Source organism: Haloterrigena gelatinilytica (assembly GCF_013342145.1).
GTDB lineage: Archaea > Halobacteriota > Halobacteria > Halobacteriales > Natrialbaceae > Haloterrigena > Haloterrigena gelatinilytica.
The window spans coordinates 3071490-3091999 of sequence record NZ_JABUQZ010000001.1; the positions used below are offsets into that span (position 1 = coordinate 3071490).

Genomic DNA, 20510 nt, shown 5'->3' on the forward strand with positions numbered 1-20510 from the left:
ACTCCTACGTGCAAACATTATATACGAGCGGTGTTCATTTCGAAACGAGAAACAGTGAGTGAAGGCCCTCCCCGGTTGTCGCTCGGCCTCCGAATGATCGCGACGACGCTCGTCCTCCCGGCCCTGACGCTCGGCTTTCTCGCCGCTATCTGGCGGCTCGTCGCGGCCATCGTGTCGCTTTTCGCACTCCCGTCGATCGTCGCGGGCGCGGTCGCGCTCGGCCTGCTCGCGATCTTCGTCGGCGTCCAACTCGGGCGGGTCAGCACCGTCGCGGCCCACGCCGACGCGAGGCCCGTCCCACCGGACGCGTACCCGGCGCTGGGCGGGGCCGTGACCAGAGCCGCGGCGCAACTCGACGTCCCGGTCCCGACGATCGCGGTCTCCGATCGGTCGGCGCCCGAGGCCCTCGTCGTCGGCTTCCGCCCCGAGAACGTCCACCTCGTCCTCTCGCGAGGGACGATCGACGCGCTCGAGGACGACGAACTCGAGGCGGTCGTCGCCCACGAACTGGCCCACGTCGCGAACCGCGACGCGATGGTGATGACCGCCGCCGCGACGCCGGTCGTCCTCGCACGAGCGCTCAAATCGAAGGCTTCCCGACTGGCCTTCGCCCGTCCCGACGAGACCGAGTCGCCGACCGCGTTCCTGCGGCGCTCGCCAGGGAAGTTCGTCGGCTACACGCTCATGGGAATCGCGGCCGTGCCGCAGCGACTCCTCTGGTTCCTGTTCGGCGGACTCTCGCTCGTCACGCTCGCGCTCGCGACGCCCGCCGTCGCCGTCCTCTCGCGGGGTCGGGAACTGGCCGCGGACCGCACCGCCGCGACGGCGACCGGTTCGCCGGCGGCGCTGGCCAGCGCGTTGCGGACCCTCGAGGACGGGATCGCCGAGACGCCCGCCGAAGACCTCCGGGAGGCCTCGAGCGTCTCGTCGCTGTCGATCCTCCCGCTGGATCGACCGGGAGACGACGCGACGGCGGCGGGAACCGCCGGTTCCACAGTGAGCGGCAAGCGCGGCGGCCGCCTCGAGCGGTTGCTCTTCGCGACGCATCCCTCGACCGAGCGCCGGCTCGAGATTCTCGCCGACCTCGAGGCGACGGAGGCGGCGACGTAACCGCCGGCCCTACTCGCTCGAGTCGAAGCCGACCGCGTCGGCGTCGGCCAGACACCGTTCGCTGGCCGACTCGAGGTCGAACTCGCGGACGATCTCGCCGTCCCGGACGAGCGGCTCGAGCAGCGCGTCGCCCCCGTCGGGCCCCTCGCGGTCGGCCAGCGCGACGTGGTGGCCGCCGTCGGGCGTTCGGTACACCTCCTTCACGCCGGAGAGCTTCCCCCGCTTGGAGATAGGGTCGCCTTCAATTTCGACGATGTCGAGACTGAAGTCGACCGAGTCGGCGCCGGTGATGTGGCTACCGACGCCGAAGCCGTCGGCGACGTCGCGGAGGGGGTGGATGGTCTCGGGGGTGAGCCCGCCGCTACAGAAGATGTCGACGTCCTCGCGGCCGCGCGCGTCGAGCTCCCAGCGGACCTCGCGGATGATGTGTCGGAAGTCGCCCCGTCGCGAACTCGTGGTATCGATGCGAACGCCGTCTAAGTCCTCGCCCAGCGTCTCGGCGGCCAGCAGGCTCTCGCTCTTCTCGTCCCAGAAGGTGTCGACCAGCGCGATCCGCGGCACGTCCTCGCCGACGGCCTCGTCGAAGGCCGTCCAGGCCTCGTCCTGGTTGCCCTCGCCGAAGCAGAACATCAGCGCGTGGGGCATCGTCCCGCCGGGTTCGCACTCCAAGATGTCGCCCGCGGCGACGTGGGAGAAGCCGTCCAGCCCCGCGAGCAGGGCCGCGCGTTCGACCGTCGACGTGATCGACGGGTGGACGTGGCGGGCGCCGAAGGAGAGCACCAGCGAGTCGGGCGCCGCCAGCCGCGCCTCGAGGGCGGCCGTCGCGAAGCCGCTCGGCTGCGAGAGGAATCCCAGGAGGGAGGTCTCGAGTTCGGCGAACTCGAGGTAGGGGCCCTCGACGCGCAGGACGGGCCCGCCGTCGAACAGCTGGCCGTCGGGCAGGGCGTCGACGTCGACGTTCCGGCCCTCGAACAGCGTGGCGACGTCTTCTACGCCGGTGAAGACGTCGAAGGAGCCGGTGGGGAACTGGTCGGCGGTCACCTCGGCCACGACGTGCGGGTTCTTCCCCGCGTGCTCGAGCGTGGCGCGGGTGCGCTCGAAGTAGGCGTCGGTGGCGCGCCCCTCGAGAACGGCCTCTGCCGGGACGGTACCGAACGGATTTGACATATCGGTGAGTTCCCGAGGGAAGTAAAAAAGCTACTCGTCTGCGGACGCCGTCGCCGTCGGTGCCGGTGTTGGTGTCGGTGCCGTCGCGGTTCCCGCACGCAACGGGGCGGGCGGCGCGGCCGTTGCGGTCGGTTCGCTCGGCGCGGCTGGTGCAGTCGCCGCGGTCTGTACGTCCGACGGGGGCGACGCAGTCGACGCGTTCACTCTCGGCGCGCGGACGCCCTCGAGGTCGTCGACCGTCGGCGCGCCGACGATCGTGACGGCGTCGTCCTCGACGGTCACGCGGTAGGCCCCTTCGAAGGAGTCGCCGTCGGGAATTCGGTAGGTATCCGCCCCGGCGTCGACCGACTCCGCGCCGCGGCTCTCGAGGAGGCTGCGGTACGCAGTGGCGAACTCGTCGGCGTCGGCCTCGCTCTCCCAGGCGAGGCGCCAGACGTGGCCGGTCCGCTCCCCGTCGGCGTCGCGGTACGCAGTGACGGTGTCGCCGGCCCAGCCGTCGGTCGCGGGATGGGAGTAGTTGTACGGCGAGCGCTCGGTCGCCCCCTCCGTGATCGAGCGCTCGATGACCCCGTTGGCCCACAGGGCCCCGAAGAGGGTCGCCTCGCCGACCGTCTCGGTCCGAACCTCGCCGTCGGCGGTGATCGGCTCCCATTCGTCGCTCGAGCGGTCCGGAACGTCGACGTCGACCGGTCGGTCGTCCGGGTAGCGGTCGGGGTGGATCACCTGGCTGGTGCTGGCGGGATAGTCGTCGTGGGCCTCGTCGACCGCGGTCCAGCCGCCGCGCTCGGAGAGGGCCTCGACGAACGACGGGCCCTCCGCGTACGGCGCGTAAATCGAGAGGAAGAGGCCGACGTTGAACGGCCGATCGGCGCTGACCTCGGACGGTGCCGGCGGCGTGACGGGGAGACACTGCCACTCGTCGCCGCAGCGCTCGGCGTAGCGGTGGGGCACGTAGTTGGCTTCCCCCTCGATCAGGCCGAGTTCGGCCCGCCGCTCGTCGATCGTCTCGCCGTCGCGCTCGAGGCCGAAGCGCTGATCCTGGAGGGCGTGAACCAGTTCGTGGACCAGCGTCTCGCGGTCGATGCGGATCTCGTCGGCGTCGTCGGCGATGACGACGATCCGATCGGTGACGTAGTAGCCTTGGACGCTGCTGCCGTAGAGGTCGTCCATCGCCGCGTTGACGTCCGTCTCGCCGTCGACGACGAACGCCCCGCGCCACAGTTCGTTCGTAAACGCCGACGCCGACTCCGATCCGCCCCGCTGGCTTCGGTACTCGGATCGCGAGATCACCTCGAGGTCCACGTCGCGTTCGAACTTCAGCCCGCGAACGACCTCGATCCGGGCCATCGAGCGGTACTTGACGGCCTCGAGTTGCGACTCGGTGAGCGTCTCCTCACCGTCGAACGCGAAGGTGTCGTCGTGGGCGTAGCCGCCGACGTGCCCCGGCTCGCGGCTCGTGTCGAACCGGTCGGGCGAACCGGGGACCGTACACCCCGAGAGGAGCAGCAGGCCGGCGAGCGCGAGCACCGCGAGGCGGCTCCGTTGCATCGAGGGCCGGTTTCGAGGGCAGAGACAAAGGTTCGTCGTTCAGGTGCGACCGCGGTCGGAACGGCCGTCGTCGGGTCCCTCGAGTCCGCCGTCGGGTCCGGACGGCGTCGAACGCGGGGACGCGGCGGTAACCGGCGCCGACCGCGGCGACGACTCCGACCCGCCGCCGCGTTCGGCTTCGAGCCGCCGTGCCCGCGCTCGCGCCGCCAGCAGTGCGATCGCGACGGCGGCGCCCGTTCCGGGGACGGCGAAGCCGGGCAGCGAATCGTCGTCCTCTCCGTTTCCACCTGCCCCCCCATCTCCGTCTTCCGCCTCGCCGGAGCCGTCGGCGTCGGTCGACCCGACCGTATCCTCGCCCGCCGGCGCGGCGCCCGCCGAGAGCCCGTCGAGCGCGGCGACGGACGGCGCGTGGACGATACGCACCGTCTCGCCGTCGCGCTCGAGGAAGTACGCGCCGGGGTACTCCTCGTCGTCGATCGCGTAGGTGTTCCGCCGATCCTCGACGGCGTCGGCGCCGTTGATCTCGAGCAGTTCGACGTAGGCGCCGGCGAACTCCGCGGCGTCGTCGGCCGACCGCCACTCGGTCTCCCAGACGTAGCCGGTTTCCTCGCTCGCGTTCCCGCCGGCGTAGGCGACCAGTTCGTCCCCGGCCCAGCCGTCCGTGTACGACTGGTTGTAGTCGAACGTCGTCGCGTCGTCGCCGAGCACGGCCTCGCGGGAGAGCACCGACGACCGCGTCGGCTCGAAGGCGCCGTCGGCGAACATCGCGACCATCGTCCCCTCGCCGACCGTCTCCCTCGCGACCTCGCCGCCGACCTCGAGGGGCCGCCACGACTCGTTCGAGCGATCGGCGACCGCGACGTCGACCGGGTCGCGGTCCTCGCGGTGGATCACCGTCGACGAACTCGCCGGCGGATCGGCGTAGCGATCGTCGACCGCGGACCAGCCGTCGCCGGACTCGCGCAAGTGGTCGACGTAGGCCGGGCCGTCGCTGTAGGGTTGATACAGCGACAGGTAGATCCCCCAATTGCTCGGGGTTTCGCCGCCGGAGTCGTCGTCGGGGAGACACTCCCAGTCCGTCCCGCAGCGCCGCTCGTATTCGGTCTCGACGCTGATCGCGTCGCCCTCGATGAGCCCGTTCTCCGCCGCTTCCCGATCGATCGTCGCGCGCTCGTAGTTCGACAGGTCGAACTGCTGGTCCTGGAGGGCGTGGGTCAGCTCGTGGCCGAGCACGATCTCGTCGAGCTCGAGCCGGTCGGGCGTGTTCGAGACGATGACGATGCGGTCGGTCGAGGGCTCGTAGTAGCCCTCGACGCTACCGCCGTAGATCGCCCGGAGCTCCGTCGTCGCGTCGGTCTCGGCGTCGACCATAAACAGCGCCTCGTAGGTGACGTTCCGAGCGCGCTGCTGGCTCTCGTTCGAGTCGACGAAGGCGCCGTCCCGGGACCGGAACTCCTCGCGGGAGATTACCTCCACCGGCACGTCGTTCTCGAAGGTCAGCCCGCGGATCTTCTCGACGCGGGCCATCGATCGGTAGACGACCGCCTCGAGTTCGTCGTCCTCGACGACGGCGTCGTCCCGCTCGTCGACCGGGAGCTCGTCGTCGTACCAGTAACCCTCGACGTAGCCGACGGTCCCCGCGGTGGTCGGATCGTCGGCTCGGTCGGCGCCGTCGGGCGACTCGTTCGCGAACAGCGGCGGGGCGGCGCCGGCCGCGACTGCGACTAGTGCGAGCGCCGCGACCACGGCGAGCGCGGCGGCGACTCGCGTCGGAGGGGTCCTCATTGCGAGCGGATGGTCTGCCGTACGGCGGCGAGCGCAAAAAGCCCGCTGATCGGAACGGTTCCGGCACTCGAGAGCCGTCCCCGCCGCCGCGAACTTTTTACGAAGGCATCCGTAGGTTTACATATGCACCTCGAGCCAGACAGCACGGCGGTCGTGGTCGTCGACATGCAAAACGGGTTCTGCCACCCCGACGGCTCGCTGTACGCGCCCGGCAGCGAGGCGGTGATCGAGCCGATCGCCGACCTCGTCGAGCGGGGCCGGGAGGCCGGCGCGCAGGTGATCTTCACGCGGGACGTCCACCCGCCCGAGCAGTTCGAGGACGCCCACTACTACGACGAGTTCGACCAGTGGGGCGAACACGTCCTCGAGGGCTCCTGGGAGGCCGAAATCGTCGACGAACTGCCCGTCGAGGAGGCAGACCACGTCGTCGAGAAACACACCTACGACGCCTTTCACGAGACCGAACTCGAGGGCTGGTTGAACGCCCGCGGGATCGACGACCTCGTCATCTGCGGCACGCTCGCGAACGTCTGCGTGCTCCACACCGGCGGTAGCGCCGGCGTGCGCGATTTCCGGCCGATCATGGTCGAAGACTGCATCGGCGCCATCGAGGACGAACACAAGGAGTACGCCGTCGACCACGCCGGCTGGCTGTTCGGCGAGGTCCGCGAGATGGACGACCTCGAGTTCGCGAGTCACTGAACCGACTTCCCGAGGGACTCGCCGACTCGAGGCAGGAGTCGAAGGAGAGCGTTTTCAACGTCCCGTCCCAACGGCGTAGTATGAGTGACGTTCAACTCGCTCGGGCCGACCGACTCGAGCGACCGGTCGCGACGCGAGCGGGTGAGGGCGCATGAACGCCCGCCGGCTCCGAACGATGTACGTGTTCGGGATCCTGCTGAACGCGGTCGCGCTGATCTACGCGGCCGTGGACGGGGCGATACTGTTCGCGGTGACGTTCGGGATCGTCATGGTCTACCTCGGCGTCCGGTACTGGATGGTCTCGACCGCCTGAAAGGGAATTTCGCTCGCAGAGCAACGCCGACTCGAGGGCCACCGAGTGGCGGGATTCGAAAAGGACGGTGGCTCGGTCTGCCGTCTGAAACTCGAGCGCTCCGCGCTCGAGTGGCCGACGTCTCTGACGGCGGTTCCACTCGCTCGTCGCTTGTGCTCACTCGCCGAGGCGCGCCCCACCGTCCGGGTGCCGCGGTCGATCGACGTCGGGATCACTCCGGTCGGAAGATGCGGAACGCGCCCTGTCCGGTCGCGACCTCCGTGGTTTCGCCGTCGGGAGTGGTGCTCTCGACGGTGATCTCGCTGACGCCGACGCTGCCGCCGACCCTGATCACGTCCGCCGTCGCCGACAGGTCGCCCGTCGCCGGCCGGAGGTAGTTGACGTTCAGGTTGATCGTCGCGATTCGGGCCCCGAACGGCTCGTCCAGTTTCGTTCGGAGCACGAGGCCGCCCGCCGTGTCGATCAGCGTCGCGGCGATGCCGCCGTGAATGTCGGCTCGCTCGCCGGGTTCGGTATCCGGCCGCGTGTTGCTCAGTTTCTCGTCGTAGGGTAGCGAGAGCGTCATCGTCCCGTCGCCGACGTCGTCGACGCGCGTCCCGATCCACGAGAGGAACTCCTGGTGTTCGTCGATGAAGTACTGGATCATCTCCTCGAGGTCGTCGAACCGCTCCATCACCGTCCGCATGTCGTCGGTCATGTACACTCCTGTCCCTCCGACGGCCTTTACCGCTGTGTTTCTCGCCGTCCCCGTTGTCGAGAGTTCACTCGATTCGCAAGCGCGGCGGCTACGGTGCGCAGGTCGCTACTCGAGAACGAGCGTAACTGCCGGTGAGACGAGTGACCGACGAGAGCCCCGAATACGACGTCGACTTCCGCGACCGGCCGGAGCAGTACGAGATCGGTCGCGGCGAGCAAGGCGTGTTCAAGGTCGAACCGTACAAGAGCGAACTGCTCCCGCTGTGGTCGTATCGGGACGCGGCTGCCGCCCGCGAGTCCGCGTCGTCGATTTACGAGCGGTACGAACGGTACCGCGAGAACGACGACTTCCCGGGGATGGATATGGCCCGGAAGTACCTCCAGATGGGCTACACGCGAGCGATGCGCTACGCGAAGTATCCGGGTGGACGAAAGTACGAGGGGAGCGGCGACGAACGCGAGCCACAGCGCTGGGCCGACCGCGAGAAACGCGCCGCCGCGCTCGTCTTCGAGCGGTACTGGGAGCGCGTCCGCGAAGACGACGCGTATCAACGGGCGAAAGACGCCCATCGCGAGCGACGGTGACGGTCGCCCTGAACGCTCAAAAATGTCTTTGAGTCTACCGAAGGTGTTTATCCCCGGCGAGCGGCTACTCGAGTATGACCGCTGACAGGCGACGCGTGCTGGCCCTGACCGGCGCCCTCCTCGCCGGCGCCGCGGGCTGTCTCGGCGATTCGACCGACGGGGAGGACCCCGCGAACGGCGACGAAAACGGCGACGAGGACGGCGCGCTCTTCGCGGACCGCGACGCCCCCGACTTTCCCCGACTGGATCTCACTACCGACCCCGACCTCGAGTCCGATCGCATCGCCGAACAGATCCGCGGGAACGTCGCCGTCTCCTTCGACGTCCTCGCACAGCTTCGCGAGGAGACGCCCGACGAGAACCTGTTTTTCTCGCCGTACAGCGTCTCGGTCGCGCTGGCGATGACCTACGCGGGCGCCCGCGGCGAGACCGCCGCGGAGATGGCCGACGCCCTGCGATACGACCTCGAGGGCGAGGCGCTCCACGCCGCCTTCGGCGCCCTCGAGGGCGAGTTCGAGCGGCGAAACGAAGACGGACGGGAGGTCGAGTCGCCGGCGTGGGCCGACGAGGACGGCGAGGGAGACGGGAGCGAGGGCGACGACCTCGGATTCCAGCTCTCGAGCGCCAACGCCGTCTGGCGCGACGAGGGACACGACTTCGACGACGCCTACGTCCAGTTACTCGAGGCCTACTACGAGGCCGGCGACCACCTCGCCGACTTCTCGGGGAGCCCCGAGGCGGCCCGGGAGGAGATCAACGCCTGGGTCGAGGAGCGAACGAACGACCGGATCGAGGATCTACTGCCGGCCGGGTCGATCGATCGGTCGACCCGACTGGTCCTCACGAACGCCGTCTACTTCCTGGCCGCCTGGGAGCACGACTTCGACCCCGCCGACACGGAACCCGGGGCGTTCACCAGCCTCGACGGCAGCGAGACCGAGGTCGAGATGATGCACCAGTCGCAGGAACTTCGCTACGCCGAAATCGACGGTCACCAGCTCGTGGAACTCCCCTACGCCAACGGCGACACGAGCATGATCGTCGTCCTCCCCGCCGAGGGCGAGTTCGAATCCGTCGAGGCGTCGTTCGGCGTCGACGAGTTGGCGATCATGCTCGAGGAGGCGTCCCGGCCGAAGGTCGACCTCGCGCTTCCGAAGTTCGGCATCGAGTCGAAGTTCAGCCTCGTCGAGACCATGCGGGAACTGGGGATGGAGCGGGCCTTCGACGGCGGCAGCGCTGACTTCAGCGGAATGGTCGAGAGCGCCGAATCGGATCTGTTCATCGACGACATCATCCACCAGAGCTTCGTCGAGGTCGACGAAGAGGGGACCGAAGCGGCGGCCGCGACCGCCGTCGTCGTGGAGGACACCGCCGTGGCGGACCGCGTCGAGATGACCGTCGATCGCCCGTTCCTCTTCTGCGTCCGCGACCGTCCGACCGAGACGCCGCTGTTCGTCGGCCGCGTCGTCGACGGCGAGCAGTTACAGGAATAATAGCCGCGTTGTCCTACTTTCCCCATCTTTGCGCAGTGGCGCGCGCCGAACGGCACCGAACGGATAGTGAGGGGCCGTTCAAAATCGTGCGAGGGATGAGCGAGGGAGGAACGACCGAGCGAATCGGTTGGGGAGGAAGTGGCAGTTCCGCGTTGCCACGGTAGCAGAACAGTTCGTTTCGCGTACCACCGCTCAGGCGTCTGCTATTCGCTCTCTCATCGATTCGAGGACGATCCCGTCACTCTCTAGCGCTCGAGCGAGGGGCGAACCCGAACCCGAACCCGCTGTCCGACCTCGAGCGGTCGCTCGGGACAGATCAGCTTCGCCCCGAAGGCGGCGTCTCGAGCGCAGAACAGCGAGAGGCCGGTGATCGGTTCGCCGTTGACCGTGACGACCACGTCGTCCCAGGCGATCGTCCGTCCCCGGGCGACGCCGAGGCGGTCGCCGTTCAGGCAGACCGGAGTCGCCCCATCCTCGAGCTCCTCGTCTCCGGACGTCTCGGAGCCCGTCCCCGCTCGCTGGTGCAGTCCGCCGCCGTCGTAGTGGGGCAGCCCGCCGTCGAGCACGCGCCCGTTGTCGGCCCGAACGCCGACGAACGTCTCGCCTGGATCGGGATGCGTCGGCGCGTCGAGAACGGCGTAGGTCTCGCCGGTCGACGCGACGGTTCCGGTGCCGTCCCACTCGAGCGGACGGAGGTCGATCCCGAGCGCGAGCGGGAGCGACCCCGACGCCCGGTGGGGGTTCTGGTCGGGCCGGCGCAGGCCGACGTGGAGGTGGTTGTCGACCCAGGGCGCGAAAAAGCCCGCGCGGACGAGTTCGCCCAGTGAGTCGCCGCGTTCGACGCGGTCGCCGGCTTCGACGGCGGGTTCGACGTGCAGGATCCGGGCGGTCAGCCCCTCGAGTTCACCTGGGCCGTCGCAGTCGACCAGGATCAGGTGATCGTGCTCCGGCGCGTAGGGCTTCGGCGGCGCGGTGACGGCGCGGGTCTCGCGGACGACGCCCGAAATCGGGCTCGGGGCGGCGCTCGTCCGCCCGTCGCGGAGCGCGCCGGGGTAGAGATCGATCGCACATCCCTCGTCGTGGGCGGGATACGGCGAGTTGTACAGCGAGAAGCGCTGGTACTGCCGCAGTAGTTCCGCGGGGAGCGTCACGGCCATCGTAGTCGCCGTCTGCGCGGCGAGACCGTTTAGGTCCGTCGGGTCCAATCGACGCGACACACGATGCGAGTGCTCCGCGGCCGCGCGGCGACGATCGAGACCGACCGCGAGGCCAGCCGACGGCTCCTCTCGCTGGCCGCCGCCGGCGAGCCCGCGGTGCGCGTCTGGGCGCCCCACCGACAGGTCGCCTTCGGCCGTCGGGACCGGCGGCTCGAGGGGTACGACCGCGCTCGCGAGCGGGCTCGAGCGCGCGAGTTCCCGCCGGTCGAGCGCGACGTCGGCGGTCGAGCGGTCGCCTACGACGGCGAGACGTCGCTCGCCTTCGCCCGCGCGGAACCGGTCGCGGACTTCCGGCGCGGGACCGACGATCGGTACGAACGCGCGACGGCGGCCGTCGAGGACGCGCTCCGATCGCTCGAGGGCGGCCTCGATCCCGTTCGCGGCGAGCCCGACGACTCCTTCTGTCCCGGAACGCACTCGCTGTCGCTCCCTGACGCGAACGACGAGCCGCGAAAGGTCGTCGGCATCGCCCAGCGCGTTCGGCAGGACGCCGCCGTCGTCGCCGGGATCGTCCTCGTCGCGAATCGAGACCGGCTCGCGGCCGTTCTCGAGGCGATATACGGCGCGCTCGAGGTCCCGTTCGATCCCGATACGGTCGGCACCGTCGCGTCTGCGGGCGGCCCGTCGGACCCCGCCGTCGTCCGCGCGGCGCTCGAGGACGCGCTGGTCGGCGACGCGGCGACCGTCGCGGTCGAACCGGTCGCGGCGAGCGAGTGACCAGGAGACAACGTTTTTTCCCTCGCCGTCCACCGACCCGAGTATGGAGGCTCGAGCGCGAGCGCGGACGGAGGGAGATCGATGACGACAACCGACGACGCCTCGCGGTGGACGGAACTCCTCGAGGACGCGGCGGCCATCGCCGAGGAGTTCCGAGACAACGGCTGGGACGCCGTCGTGTTGGAACCCGAGGCCGTCGCCCCGATCGACTGCGAGGAACGGACCGGCTTCGACGTCGGCGTCTCCGACGAGGAGTACGACCTCGTCGAGTCCCTGATCGACGGGGGGGACGTGACCGTCACCGCGGCCGACGTCTACTACCGCCCGCCCGAGTCGGACGACGAGGGGCGGATCGCGCTCGTCATCGAGCGCGACGAGAATACCGAAACCGCCGTTTTCGTCCCGCTGCGATACGATTTCGAGGACGAGACGACCCGATCGGTGTTCGAAACGGCGCTCGCGGCGGAGGAAGTGTTCGTTCACGTGACGCCGACCGAAGCGGCCGGGGCGACGACCGACGACGAACCCGCGAACTGGGTCAGTTTCTCCCACGACGACCCGTCGCTGTTTCTCGAGGAAGCCGACGTGCGAAACTGGTAGGGGGGACGGGATCGTCGCGGTCGTCAGGACCGACGGGAGCTCGCCGCCGTTTCAGCACCCGCCGTACTCGAACTCGAGTTCGCCGTTCAGCGCCATCGAGTGATCGTCGTAGTAGGCGTAGAGGTTTTTCGGAGCGGTGTACCGTCCGCCGTAGTGCCCGACGGGGCCGGTCGTGTCGATGATGTTGTCGTCGAGGTCCTCCGTGAACGGAATGTCCTTGCGCTCGAAAACGAGGTCGTCGTCGAGCCAGTAGCGAACGACCCCGTCGTGGTTCGCCTCGCCGTTGGTGATCGTGTTCACGCGCACGTAGTACTCGAATTCGTACCACACGCCGGGTTCGATTTCCGGCGATCCGAGCGCGTACTTCTCGCCGTCGACGAGATAATCGTGGTCACCGATACCCTCGTCACCGTCGCCCATGTGGTAGGTGTTCGAGAGGAGGTGGAACGGTCCCTCCGGATCGGTGTCTTTGGTGGACACGTACATGCGATTGCTCCAGCCGTTGGTGCCGTCGGGCCGACCGCCGCCGGCGCTGCCTTCGCCCCTCGCGATCGCGCAGTTCCAGAGGCGACAGTTCGTCGGCGCGTCGCGCCCGGACATCGCCCAGTTGCTGTTCAGCGCGAAGTTGACGCGTCCGTTGAGTTCGAACAGCCCGTCGTCGAAGTCGTAGTGCGTGCTCAGACCCCAGTGGGCGTCTTCTCGAATGCGCAACTGCAGGGCGCTCTCCCCGGACGCCGTCGGACTCGAGACGAGCGTGAGATTGTCGGGATCGCCGTTCGACATCCGGTAGACGTCGTCCCAGCTATCGTAGTCGTCGTAATCGAGGTGAACGATGCTGTCCGGGTGGCTGCAATCCGCCGTTGCCGTATCGGTTCCGAGCCCGGCGGCACCGAGCAGGCCGCCCGCGCCGACGAGCCCGCCCATCTGAAGCGTCCGACGTCTGGTCACGCCGGCGCCCGTCGTCTTCTCGGCCGGTCCGTCTCCGTTATCGTCTTCTCCTCGATTCGCTTCGTCAGTAGTATTTGTAGCCATCCGGATTGGTGTTGCGGAGTAGTGTCTAATTGTATCGATTTCGCTACCCAGAATAAGGTCGGCATCACATAGTAACACTAACAATTGGTGTGCGCAGAACTGTCGTCGTAGTGAGACTACTCGCGATCGATCGATCAACGAGTGCACTCGGACGCTACGGCGCGATACGAGCCGGAATCTGTCCGACGCTCGGTCGGAAGACGAATCGATTTCGGGTGTTACGGTCGCCGAGACGCGTCACGAGAACCGGCGTCCTGCTGGTGCGCATAAGTCGTTTGCTTGCGAATAACAGCGGACAGGCGCTCCGTTATTACGGAAGGCGGAGCGTGAACGGCGGGGTCACTCCTCGTCCTCTCGCTCTCGCAACTCCTCGCTCGCCTCGCGAACCTCGCGCATCACGCTCGAGATGCGCTCCTCGGCCTCGAGTTCCTCCTCGACGGAGAGGTCGACGCCTTCGACCTCCAGCAGGAACTTGGCGACCTCGGTCGACTCGTACATGACGTCGTCGAGTTCCTCGGCGGTGAAGAAGTCGCACATCGCGCCGTAGAGGAAGGTCGCGCCCGCCTTGCGAACCTTCTCCTCGAAGGAAGCGCGGGCCTGATTGACCGCCTGCGGGGTGTAGGTGTCGGTCATGAAGGGGACCAGTTCGGGAAGGTTCTCGCCGATCTTCGTCATCTCGACGCCGGTCTCGGTCCGGAAGTCCGAACAGAGGCGGGCGATGGCCCACTCGCGGGCGGTGACGTAGGTGCGGTCCCGAAGGAACTCGTTGACCCGGTCGTACTGCGCGCCGTCCATCTTCGTAAAGCGGGCGTACTTCTGTACGTCCTCCGGCACGTCGTTCTCCTGGGGATCGGGATCCGGAACGTTCGGCATCGGTCCGTCGCCGTCCGCGTCGTCGGCGCTCGCGTCGGATTCGGGGTCGGTGTCCGCTCGGGAGGGCGATTCGTCGTCGGCCGCGAACCGGGAGGCGTCCAGTCCGTCCTCGTCCATGGCCGCGTATTACCAGTAATCCGAGATAAGCGTTCGGAAGGGGACCCTCGCGTCGGCGGACGATCGCGGTCCGGCCACACTGGCTCCCGTCGACTCGCGCGGCCGGAGGAGTCGGTTCGGCGGCGCCCCGACGAAACGCGAATCGAGACCGATCGGCTCGCGATCGTTTCGGCGGAAAACCCGGATATGAGCCTCGAGCGGCACGTAAACGGTTCGAACGTGTACGGGAGTTCGACCGGATTTAAGTCCGTCAGGGTCGTTCGGTAGTATATGTCACAGACGCCAGTCGTGGTCGAGGCAGTACGGACCCCGCAGGGGAAAGAGGACGGCGTGTTCGCGGACGTCCGCAGCGAGGACCTCTCGGTACCGCTGATCGACGAGATTCTGGCTGAGACCGGGCTCTCCGGCGACGAAATCGATGATCTGATGTGGGGCTGTGCGCAGCAGCGCGGCGAGCAGGACAACAACCTCGCCCGCGTCATCGCCCTGCTGTCGGAACTCGGGGAGAACGTGCCGGCGACGACGATCAACCGCTGGTGTGCCTCCTCGATGCAGTCGGTCATCTCCGCCTCCGACGCCATCGCGGCCGGCAACCGCGACGCCATCATCGCCGGCGGCGTCGAGAGCATGAGCCGCGTCCCGATGGGCGGCGGCTTCGAACACATTCACCCGAAACTCGCCGAACTGTACGATCTCGGTGACCTCCAGATGGGGATGACCGCCGAGAAGGTCGCCGAGGAATACGGCATCTCCCGCGAGGAACAGGACGAGTACGCCGCTCGCAGCCAGCAAAACGCCGTCGAGGCCACCGAGTCGGGCCGCTTCGACGACGAGATCGTCCCGATCGAGACCGAGGACGGCACCGTCGAGGAAGACGAGGGTCTGCGTCCCGGCACCACCGCCGAGAAACTCGCCGAACTGCCGACCGTCTTCAAGGACGACGGCACCGTCACGCCCGGCAACGCCTCCCAGATCTCCGACGGCGCCTCCGCCCTGCTCATCACGAGCGAGGCCTTCGCCGAGGAACACGACCTCGAGATCCTGGCCGAAGTCGGTCAGAACAACGTCGCCGGCGTCGACCCGACCGTCATGGGGATCGGTCCGGTCCCGGCGACGAAGGGGCTGCTCGAGCGCAACGGCCGCGACATCGACGAGTACGACCTCGTCGAACTCAACGAGGCCTTCGCCAGCCAGTCGCTGTACTCCCGCGACGAACTCGGCATCGATCCCGAGATCTTCAACGTTAACGGCGGCGCCATCGCGCTCGGCCACCCGCTGGGGGCCTCGGGCGCGCGCCTCCCCGTCACGCTGATCAACGAACTCCAGAAGCGCGGCGGCGGCCTCGGACTGGCGACGCTCTGCGTCGGCTTCGGACAGGGTGCGGCGATCGAGTTCGACGTCAACTGAAGCGCAGTTCGGAGGCCAGCGGCCGAGAACCACGGAATCGCGAGCGAGGAACGGAGTGACGAGCGAGACAAAAGGTGGTCGCGTCAGGGTGTGGCGATCGAGTTCGACGGTAACTGAGACGATCCACGACGCTGGCTGCATCGACCCGTCCGAATTCCGGAGTTCTTCGCGAACCCGAACGACCGACGAGTGCCGAGAGACAGCTCCGTGCGGTGGCGCGCGCTGTCGATCGGACCGAGTGAAAACGAGGACCGATCGACGACGCTGCGCGAGGGATGAACGAACGACCGAAGGGAGTGAGTGAATCGGCTGGGGAGGGTGTGGAACTCCCCGTGTCCACGATAGCAGAACGCTTGCCTCCTCATCGATGAATGGAACGCTCGAGTCGTCTCCGGCGATCGCACCGCTCGAATCCGCGCGGCTACCGGAACGCTCGACTCGTCGGTGGCGAGGAGAACTGTCGAGTCCGATCCGTCCCCTCGAACCGCGTCGACTCGAGTCCGATCGCGAACGAACCCGCCGTACGACCGGGTATTTAGATAGCTCGAGTCCGACGAGGCTAGTATGAGCGCGCCCTTGCTGGCAATCATCGTGGGGATCCCCCTCGCCTGGCACCTCGGGCTCACGGCGGTGGCCTACTACGACGCGGGACGGGTCGGCCTCGAGCCGCCGACAAAGTGGGCGGCCATCACGTTTTGCATCCCGCTCTTCGGCTTCTTCATCTACCTCTTCGAGCGCAGCGAGCTCTCCTACGAGCCGGACGACGACCCCTACCGCGGGAACAACTTCAACATCCACCCCTCGCGGGCCGACGACGCGCCCTTGCCCTCCCGCGGAGACGACCGCCTGTCGGTCGACGAGGACGATTGGGACGAGACCGGCGGTGAGGACCCGCCTCGAGACCGCGCAGAGCGAGGCGGAGACGACGAGGCGCGCGACGGTCGGTAGCGGGTCGCCGCCCTCGAGCGCTTAAAATAACGGGACAGGTTCAGACGAACGGTCATCTCATCGCGAGCGAAGGAATGACTGTCCCGCGGATACACTCGATTGCCTCTCACTCTGTTCGTGTCCGTGGGATCCTCCTCCCTCTCTACCGGTTTTCGCGCCCGTCGAACGACGATCCGCTCGAGCGATCGCTCTCGAGAACGCACACAGTTCGAAACCGCTGGTTCCCCGCAGGCTCGAGACCGCGGTTGTCTCGCACGGAACCGTGTAGACGGCTGACAGTCGAAAAACGGGGCGGAAGCCGTCCGGCCGTTCAGTCGTCGGCCGGCGCCGCGCCGAAGTCGGGACCCTCGAAACGTTCGGCGGGGACCGTCCCGTCGGCCTCCCAGCCGCGTTCGTCGTAGTACTCCTCGAGTCCCCGCTCGAAGTCCGGAATCTCGTAGGGGAGCGTGTCGTCGCTCCGGTCGAAGCCGCGCTGGTTGTTGAAGTGGCGCTCGAGGGAGACGACGGTGCCGCCGAGTGCCAGCAGGTCCTCGTAGTCGGCGTCCAGCAGGATCTCGAAGCGTTCCTCGGTGACGAAGTCCCGCGAGAACTTACAGAGGACGGCGCTGTCCTTGACGGCGTTGATGTTCTCGAGTTCGACGACCTTCGGCGGCTTGCCCTCCAGACCCGACTTGTCGAAGGCGTCGTCGGCGTCGACGAGCGGGTACTCGTATGGGTAGAACTCGGCGTACATGTGGTCGGCGCCGCGGTTGGAGGTGGCGAAGGACAGCCCCTGGCCGTTCAGGGTGCGGCCGTCGTGGGCGGGGAACTCCATCCCCTTGACGGTCCAGTTCTCGACGCCGAGATCCTCGTGGAAGCGGTCGATCCCCTCCGCGAGCCGGTCGCCGACGCCCTCGCGGTAGGCGATCTGTTCGACGAGGTCGTGGATCAGATCGGCGTTGCCGAACTCGTCCTCGCTCGCGAGGTAGGCCGCGACGGCGTCGCCGGCCGAGATCGTGTCCAGCCCGAGTTCGTCACAGAGCTTGTTCGATTTCATCACGTCGACGATGTCGTCGACGCCGGAGTTCGGGCCGAAGGCCATCAGCGTCTCGTACTCGGGACCCTCCGTCTCGAGGCCCGACTCCTCGTCTCTGGTCGGCAGCTTGCAGGCGAACGCGCAGGCCGAACAGGTCCCCTTCTTGTACTTCTTCTCGGCGACGCGGTCGCCGTTGACGCCGTCGATCCCCTCGAAGGAGAGCTCCGAGAAGTAGTAGCTGGGCAGCGCCTCGACCATGTTGGCGTACTCCGTGACGGAGGTCGTCCCCGACTCCTTCATCGGGTGGTCGGCCTGGGCGGCCTCGCCGTGGATCTCCATCTGGGCGGCCGGAATCTCGACCTCGCGGGTTGAGTCGCCGTCGAAGGTGATCGCCTTCACGTTCTTCGATCCCAGAACGGCGCCCAGTCCGCCGCGACCGAACGCGCGCTCCTCGGAGGTCATCATCGAGGCGAAGCGGACCTCGTTCTCGCCCGCGGGACCGACGACGACCGTGTGTTCGGACTCAAGGCCGTGTTCGTCCGCGATGTACTCGCAGGTCTCGGGGACCGTCGCTTCCTCCAGTTCGGGTACGGCCTCGAACTCGACGCCCTCGTCGGTGACGTGGACGATGACGAGCTCGTCGCTCGCGCCGGTGACCTCGACGGCGCTGTAGCCCGTGCCGGTGAAGTTCCGCGAGAGGAAGCCGCCGGCGTTCGAGGAGAGCAGCCCGCCGGTCAGCGGCGAGACGCCCGTCGCCGACATCCGGCCCGTGAAGCTCATCGTCGAGTGCTGGAGCGGGCCGGTCGCGAAGAACACGTGGTTGTCGGCCCCCAGCGGGTCGACGTCGAACGGGATTCGATCGTGTGCGAGTTTCGTCCCGAGCGCGCGGCCGCCCAAGAACGACTCGAGGAGGTCGTCGATCTCCTCGGTTCGCATCGTCCGCTCCCCGACATCGATCGTACACAGCGGTCCCTGGACGTGTTTCATATGTGTGTGAGTACCGTCCGCGGGCGCAAAATGGTATCGGTTCCTGTTACACCCGTACATGGATAGTGTATATGTCGAGGACAGAAACCGATACGCGACGGCGTCCCGATCTCGGACCGGGCGGCCTCGAGCGGTCGTGATACCCGGAACGCATCGGCGGCCGCGTCGCTTCCACCGGAAGAGACGGCTCCGTTGCGAGAGACGGTGCCGAGATAACGCGTCCGACGTACTTTAGCCCCGGTAGTGTGAGAGACCGCGTATGTCCGCATCGGAGGGTCAGCCGGACGACCCGACGTTAGACGATCTGTACGAACAACTCGAGGCCTTAGAGGAGACGGTCGACACGGCCGACGAGCGGACGGAAGTGCGCCGGACGCGACGGCTCGTCCGCCGCCTCTCGCACAACGCCGTGGTCGGGAAGGTGATCACGCAGTTCACCCGCAAGGACAAGGCCGAGGCGTTCGTCGGCAGCGTCGTCATCGGGATGCCGATGCTCGTCGAGGACGGCGTCTTCGAAATCGGCCGGTTCCTCGCGGCCCATCCGGCCGCGTTCCTCGCGAACCTCGCGATGGCGGTCGGCCTGGTCGTCGGCATCCTCTACGTGGCCGACTTCCGGGAGGTCCAGATCCACAACCCCTACTTCGGCGTCGTCCCGCGGCGGCCGGTCTGGGTCTGCGGGATCGCCTTCGCCACCGCGGCCGGCCTGATGACGCTGTGGGGACGGATCGCGTGGGACGAGCCGTGGGTGAACCTCTGTCAGGTGTCGGTCGTCTTCACCGCGATGGCGCTCGGGGGCTCGCTGGGCGACATCCTGCCCGGCGAGTCGTGAGCGACGCTGGCCGTTTCAGTCCGAACGCAGCGGTTTCGGCTCGTCGTCCGGCAGGTGCATCTCGTCGTCGAGGACGACCTCGAGGCGGTCGTCCTCGAGCAGGCGATCGATCTGGTCGTGGGTGAACCGGCCGTCGCAGTTCGGCCCGACGAAGGTGACGAACCGTTCGGTGTACTCGACGACGGTCGCCAGCGAGTCGCCGGTGCGGTAGTAGTAGCGGACGGTCGTGCCGGGGTGGAGGGCGGTGGCGGTCGTCCGAAACGACGACCGGCGGGGAGCGATCATGCCGGCAGCCACTCGGGCGACCGAATAAAGCGGCGGGGCGAACGAGTGCAGCCATTATCAGTAGCTCGTCGCGCGGTTTTGGGATGCAGCGTTAGTCGTGGTACCCACGTTCAGTATAGAGTAAACAGTTAGCAACTCGGAGACTTAGACAGTTCGGTCTATTCAAGCCATTCAGCTCCCCAGTCATCTAATGCCTCGAACACGGGAGAGAGGTTGGCTCCCTTCTCGGTCAGCGTATAGTAACTGGCGACTGGCGACTCCAACTCCTTGCGGTTCTCGACGAATCCCTTCTCTTCCAAGTCGTCGAGGACACGAGACAGTGTGTAGGAACTCGCACCTGTTGACCGTTTGAGTTCGTTGAACCGCATTTCTCCGTCTCGTAAGTTATGGAGGGTAATAAGTTTCCACTCGGTACCTATCTCTTCGACTGCTCCAACGACGTTGCAGAGGTCCGAATTTTGCTGTTCAGCGTCGGTCTTTTCCTCCGTCTCATCGCCGGGTGGTTGGGTCGTCATTACTTGGTTACACCCTCGTTTCCTGATCTATTAAGCGGTTTGGGGTCCAACCAGGTGATGTAATGGAACTACAACACTCGACGGAACGTCCATCCGGGACGGCTGCGCGGTGGAGTCCGGTTTTCATCCGACTAGCCCTTGGGATTACGATGCTTGTCGCAGGCGTCGGCAAAGTCTTCGCAATCGGACCGAAAGCGATGGGGATCTCGGGCTTCGCAGGCTTTGTGGCGAGTCTCGGCGTTCCGCTTCCCACGATTATGGCATGGGGCGTCGGCCTCCTCGAACTTGTTGGTGGTATCTTACTACTGGCCGGCTTAGCCGTTCGAATCACGAGCGCGTTGATCGCCATCAACATGTTCGTCGCCACAGTGCTGTACCACCTTCCCAACGGGTATCCGGCCGGGAGTGATGGTATCGAATTGACGCTCGTGCTATCCTTGATCGCAGTAGCGCTCGTCTTGAGTGGTCCCGGGGCGCTTTCGATCGAACAGGCGTTGTCCGACCAAGAGGACCGGACCCGTGACTCCTCTCAGTCGAGAGCCACAGACAGATAAACAGCGCTCCTGTTT

General features: G+C 67.2%; 21 protein-coding genes. 11 read left to right on the top strand and 10 right to left on the bottom strand.

What is annotated here, in order from left to right; translation table 11 throughout:
* Positions 1–93: 93 nt before the first annotated feature.
* Positions 94–1110: a M48 family metalloprotease gene (locus tag HTZ84_RS15325; protein WP_174682598.1), complete on the top strand. Its 1017-nt coding sequence runs from the start codon at positions 94–96 to the stop codon at positions 1108–1110.
* A 9-nt stretch (positions 1111–1119) separates the two neighbouring features.
* On the opposite strand, the gene HTZ84_RS15330 is transcribed toward HTZ84_RS15325, so the two are convergent.
* From HTZ84_RS15330 to HTZ84_RS15340, 3 genes are read right to left on the bottom strand one after another with little or no spacing between them, the layout of a single operon-like run.
* Complete coding sequence (locus tag HTZ84_RS15330; RefSeq protein ID WP_174681476.1) at positions 1120–2277, bottom strand: nicotinate phosphoribosyltransferase; 1158 nt, start codon at positions 2275–2277, stop codon at positions 1120–1122.
* A 30-nt stretch (positions 2278–2307) separates the two neighbouring features.
* A complete protein-coding gene (locus HTZ84_RS15335; RefSeq protein WP_174681477.1) occupies positions 2308–3825 on the bottom strand; it encodes an Hvo_1808 family surface protein in 1518 nt (505 codons plus the stop codon).
* 39 nt (positions 3826–3864) lie between these two features.
* Complete coding sequence (locus HTZ84_RS15340; RefSeq protein WP_174681478.1) at positions 3865–5610, bottom strand: Hvo_1808 family surface protein; 1746 nt, start codon at positions 5608–5610, stop codon at positions 3865–3867.
* Positions 5611–5733: 123 nt separating this feature from the next.
* Here HTZ84_RS15340 and HTZ84_RS15345 point away from each other — a divergent pair, with 123 nt between their 5' ends.
* Positions 5734–6312: a cysteine hydrolase family protein gene (locus tag HTZ84_RS15345; RefSeq protein WP_174681479.1), complete on the top strand. Its 579-nt coding sequence runs from the start codon at positions 5734–5736 to the stop codon at positions 6310–6312.
* Positions 6313–6463: 151 nt separating this feature from the next.
* Positions 6464–6625 (top strand): hypothetical protein, encoded by a 162-nt coding sequence (locus HTZ84_RS15350; protein ID WP_008892818.1) that lies wholly within the window; start codon positions 6464–6466, stop codon positions 6623–6625.
* Between the two features lie 211 nt (positions 6626–6836).
* Here the strand turns inward: HTZ84_RS15350 and HTZ84_RS15355 are convergent, their stop codons facing one another.
* Positions 6837–7322, bottom strand: a complete 486-nt coding sequence (locus HTZ84_RS15355) for a PaaI family thioesterase (RefSeq protein ID WP_174681480.1) — start codon at positions 7320–7322, stop codon at positions 6837–6839.
* Positions 7323–7462: 140 nt separating this feature from the next.
* On the opposite strand from HTZ84_RS15355, the gene HTZ84_RS15360 reads away from it, so the two are divergent.
* Together HTZ84_RS15360 and HTZ84_RS15365 are read left to right on the top strand one after the other, a co-directional pair.
* On the top strand, positions 7463–7906 hold the full coding sequence (locus HTZ84_RS15360) for a DUF4385 domain-containing protein (RefSeq protein ID WP_174681481.1): 444 nt from the start codon (positions 7463–7465) through the stop codon (positions 7904–7906).
* A 74-nt stretch (positions 7907–7980) separates the two neighbouring features.
* Complete coding sequence (locus tag HTZ84_RS15365) at positions 7981–9399, top strand: serpin family protein (RefSeq protein WP_174681482.1); 1419 nt, start codon at positions 7981–7983, stop codon at positions 9397–9399.
* Positions 9400–9644: 245 nt separating this feature from the next.
* Here HTZ84_RS15365 and HTZ84_RS15370 read toward each other — a convergent pair whose 3' ends face one another.
* Positions 9645–10556, bottom strand: a complete 912-nt coding sequence (locus HTZ84_RS15370; protein ID WP_174681483.1) for a hypothetical protein — start codon at positions 10554–10556, stop codon at positions 9645–9647.
* Positions 10557–10619: 63 nt separating this feature from the next.
* Between HTZ84_RS15370 and HTZ84_RS15375 the strand changes: the two genes are divergently transcribed.
* A complete protein-coding gene (locus HTZ84_RS15375; protein WP_174681484.1) occupies positions 10620–11333 on the top strand; it encodes a lipoate--protein ligase family protein in 714 nt (237 codons plus the stop codon).
* A gap of 81 nt (positions 11334–11414) precedes the next feature.
* The gene (locus HTZ84_RS15380) at positions 11415–11933 is read left to right on the top strand and encodes a DUF7529 family protein (protein WP_174681485.1); all 519 of its coding nucleotides are present in this window, start codon (positions 11415–11417) and stop codon (positions 11931–11933) included.
* 51 nt (positions 11934–11984) lie between these two features.
* On the opposite strand, the gene HTZ84_RS15385 is transcribed toward HTZ84_RS15380, so the two are convergent.
* Together HTZ84_RS15385 and HTZ84_RS15390 are read right to left on the bottom strand one after the other, a co-directional pair.
* A complete protein-coding gene (locus HTZ84_RS15385; RefSeq protein ID WP_174681486.1) occupies positions 11985–12965 on the bottom strand; it encodes a hypothetical protein in 981 nt (326 codons plus the stop codon).
* Between the two features lie 339 nt (positions 12966–13304).
* Positions 13305–13955, bottom strand: coding sequence for a DUF5806 family protein (locus HTZ84_RS15390; RefSeq protein ID WP_174681487.1), 651 nt, complete (start codon positions 13953–13955; stop codon positions 13305–13307).
* A gap of 270 nt (positions 13956–14225) precedes the next feature.
* On the opposite strand from HTZ84_RS15390, the gene HTZ84_RS15395 reads away from it, so the two are divergent.
* Entirely contained in the window at positions 14226–15362 is a 1137-nt protein-coding gene (locus HTZ84_RS15395; protein WP_174681488.1) for a thiolase family protein, read from the top strand.
* Between the two features lie 564 nt (positions 15363–15926).
* On the top strand, positions 15927–16310 hold the full coding sequence (locus HTZ84_RS15400; RefSeq protein WP_174681489.1) for a hypothetical protein: 384 nt from the start codon (positions 15927–15929) through the stop codon (positions 16308–16310).
* 310 nt (positions 16311–16620) lie between these two features.
* Here the strand turns inward: HTZ84_RS15400 and HTZ84_RS15405 are convergent, their stop codons facing one another.
* On the bottom strand, positions 16621–18312 hold the full coding sequence (locus tag HTZ84_RS15405) for an aldehyde ferredoxin oxidoreductase family protein (RefSeq protein WP_174681490.1): 1692 nt from the start codon (positions 18310–18312) through the stop codon (positions 16621–16623).
* A 259-nt stretch (positions 18313–18571) separates the two neighbouring features.
* Here HTZ84_RS15405 and HTZ84_RS15410 point away from each other — a divergent pair, with 259 nt between their 5' ends.
* Positions 18572–19141 carry a DUF2391 domain-containing protein gene (locus tag HTZ84_RS15410; protein WP_174681491.1) on the top strand — a complete coding sequence of 190 codons (570 nt, stop codon included), beginning with the start codon at positions 18572–18574 and terminating at the stop codon, positions 19139–19141.
* Between the two features lie 15 nt (positions 19142–19156).
* Here HTZ84_RS15410 and HTZ84_RS15415 read toward each other — a convergent pair whose 3' ends face one another.
* Both HTZ84_RS15415 and HTZ84_RS15420 read right to left on the bottom strand, forming a co-directional pair.
* Positions 19157–19426 carry a hypothetical protein gene (locus tag HTZ84_RS15415; RefSeq protein WP_174681492.1) on the bottom strand — a complete coding sequence of 90 codons (270 nt, stop codon included), beginning with the start codon at positions 19424–19426 and terminating at the stop codon, positions 19157–19159.
* Between the two features lie 158 nt (positions 19427–19584).
* Positions 19585–19941, bottom strand: a complete 357-nt coding sequence (locus HTZ84_RS15420; protein ID WP_174681493.1) for a winged helix-turn-helix transcriptional regulator — start codon at positions 19939–19941, stop codon at positions 19585–19587.
* 62 nt (positions 19942–20003) lie between these two features.
* On the opposite strand from HTZ84_RS15420, the gene HTZ84_RS15425 reads away from it, so the two are divergent.
* Entirely contained in the window at positions 20004–20495 is a 492-nt protein-coding gene (locus tag HTZ84_RS15425; RefSeq protein WP_174681494.1) for a DoxX family protein, read from the top strand.
* The last annotated feature ends 15 nt before the right edge of the window (positions 20496–20510 follow it).

Bases quoted from the DNA above. Each gene is read 5' to 3' on its own strand.
- HTZ84_RS15410 (WP_174681491.1), top strand. From the start codon at position 18,572: ATGTCCGCATCGGAGGGTCAGCCGGACGACCCGACGTTAGACGATCTG.
- HTZ84_RS15425 (WP_174681494.1), top strand. From the start codon at position 20,004: ATGGAACTACAACACTCGACGGAACGTCCATCCGGGACGGCTGCGCGG.
- HTZ84_RS15390 (WP_174681487.1), bottom strand. From the start codon at position 13,955: ATGGACGAGGACGGACTGGACGCCTCCCGGTTCGCGGCCGACGACGAA.
- HTZ84_RS15345 (WP_174681479.1), top strand. From the start codon at position 5,734: ATGCACCTCGAGCCAGACAGCACGGCGGTCGTGGTCGTCGACATGCAA.
- HTZ84_RS15385 (WP_174681486.1), bottom strand. From the start codon at position 12,965: ATGGCTACAAATACTACTGACGAAGCGAATCGAGGAGAAGACGATAAC.
- HTZ84_RS15375 (WP_174681484.1), top strand. From the start codon at position 10,620: ATGCGAGTGCTCCGCGGCCGCGCGGCGACGATCGAGACCGACCGCGAG.
- HTZ84_RS15380 (WP_174681485.1), top strand. From the start codon at position 11,415: ATGACGACAACCGACGACGCCTCGCGGTGGACGGAACTCCTCGAGGAC.
- HTZ84_RS15400 (WP_174681489.1), top strand. From the start codon at position 15,927: ATGAGCGCGCCCTTGCTGGCAATCATCGTGGGGATCCCCCTCGCCTGG.
- HTZ84_RS15335 (WP_174681477.1), bottom strand. From the start codon at position 3,825: ATGCAACGGAGCCGCCTCGCGGTGCTCGCGCTCGCCGGCCTGCTGCTC.
- HTZ84_RS15340 (WP_174681478.1), bottom strand. From the start codon at position 5,610: ATGAGGACCCCTCCGACGCGAGTCGCCGCCGCGCTCGCCGTGGTCGCG.
- HTZ84_RS15350 (WP_008892818.1), top strand. From the start codon at position 6,464: ATGAACGCCCGCCGGCTCCGAACGATGTACGTGTTCGGGATCCTGCTG.
- HTZ84_RS15370 (WP_174681483.1), bottom strand. From the start codon at position 10,556: ATGGCCGTGACGCTCCCCGCGGAACTACTGCGGCAGTACCAGCGCTTC.
- HTZ84_RS15395 (WP_174681488.1), top strand. From the start codon at position 14,226: ATGTCACAGACGCCAGTCGTGGTCGAGGCAGTACGGACCCCGCAGGGG.
- HTZ84_RS15355 (WP_174681480.1), bottom strand. From the start codon at position 7,322: ATGACCGACGACATGCGGACGGTGATGGAGCGGTTCGACGACCTCGAG.
- HTZ84_RS15325 (WP_174682598.1), top strand. From the start codon at position 94: ATGATCGCGACGACGCTCGTCCTCCCGGCCCTGACGCTCGGCTTTCTC.
- HTZ84_RS15365 (WP_174681482.1), top strand. From the start codon at position 7,981: ATGACCGCTGACAGGCGACGCGTGCTGGCCCTGACCGGCGCCCTCCTC.
- HTZ84_RS15330 (WP_174681476.1), bottom strand. From the start codon at position 2,277: ATGTCAAATCCGTTCGGTACCGTCCCGGCAGAGGCCGTTCTCGAGGGG.
- HTZ84_RS15405 (WP_174681490.1), bottom strand. From the start codon at position 18,312: ATGAAACACGTCCAGGGACCGCTGTGTACGATCGATGTCGGGGAGCGG.
- HTZ84_RS15420 (WP_174681493.1), bottom strand. From the start codon at position 19,941: ATGACGACCCAACCACCCGGCGATGAGACGGAGGAAAAGACCGACGCT.
- HTZ84_RS15415 (WP_174681492.1), bottom strand. From the start codon at position 19,426: ATGATCGCTCCCCGCCGGTCGTCGTTTCGGACGACCGCCACCGCCCTC.